The 1,112-nt window shown below is 48.4% G+C and carries 1 protein-coding gene; it reads right to left on the bottom strand.

Annotated elements, in window-relative coordinates; translation table 11 throughout:
* Nucleotides 1-668: reverse transcriptase domain-containing protein (locus DV872_RS26125; protein ID WP_253952531.1), on the bottom strand; the 668-nt coding region annotated here is incomplete at its 3' end.
* Nucleotides 669-1,112: the final 444 nt, after the last annotated feature.

The following is a 1,112-nucleotide window of genomic DNA, read 5'->3' as shown; positions in this document are numbered from 1 at the left end:
CCTTGTTTCGGAATAGAAGTAATACCGTCTGCCATAATTCCAGCTTTAAGATAACGCCTGATCAGCTTTAGGATTCTGGGGTCCTCTACTTTACGAGTCACACGAGACATAAGTATGTCATGATTGACCCGATCAAAGAATTTCTCCAAATCTAAATCGACAACCCAACGTTTTCCTCCAGATGCAAAGCCCTTAACTGCAAGAACAGCCTGATGAGCACTGCGTCCGAGCCTGAAACCATAGCTGTGTTCTGAGAAACCCGGATCAAAGATCGGGTTAAGTACTTGGTGTAAGGCTTGTTGTATAAGCCTATCTGTGACCGTCGGGATTCCCAGTAGACGAACGCCATTACCGCCGGGTTTAGGGATTTCCACCCTCAGAACCTTTTGTGGTATATAGCGACCTTCAAGAAGTGCTTTCCTGATGACCGGCCAATGTCTGCGCAGGTGATCGCCCAGGTCTACCACGGACATATTATCTACGCCTGCGCTTCCCTTGTTGGCTACAACCTTACTGTAGGCCTTCATCATATTGTTGCGTTCGACCATTCGTTCTAACAATTTGTCTGTATCGGGACGAATCCCATCCGGCTGGACTCCGGGACTTGAAACACCTGTGGACATACCTTCTGAATTCTGTTCGTATTCTCTGTTCTCAGGTTTAGACATTTCAGCCAAATTACTGTTTCTCCATCTCCGGCAGTGCAGTCGACGTTCATCCTTTGACTACGTTCGGGCCTTTAATCCTGGTCGATTGGATCTACTATGCCCTCGGCTGACTTCTCACAATTCGTTCCGTCGTCTCGCGGCGACGGTAGCCGATGGCAAACTGTGAGATCTCCCCAGGTAATGCACATCCACCTTCACACTTATCCCCGCCACATTTACATATTACCCATCCGTATAGGTATGGGACTTTGAAGAAATTAGCCTTCTTATCCGAGTAATATGCCTTGTATGTGATTTCTGTACGTCGAGGCAGTGCTTTGCGTTCAGCTTCCTTCAGATTCCACCTCACAATGGACACCCTTGCTGTTCAGCTAGCAGTTCCCCCTATCGGGTCTGCAGGAGACTTTCACTCCCAAGTGGATGCACCCTGCTGGGCGCACTAAA

This window comes from Oceanispirochaeta sp. M1, from assembly GCF_003346715.1.
Taxonomy (GTDB): Bacteria; Spirochaetota; Spirochaetia; order DSM-2461; family DSM-2461; genus Oceanispirochaeta.
Note: the sequence above shows the minus strand (reverse complement) of the source record. Positions and strands in the feature narration are given on the sequence as shown.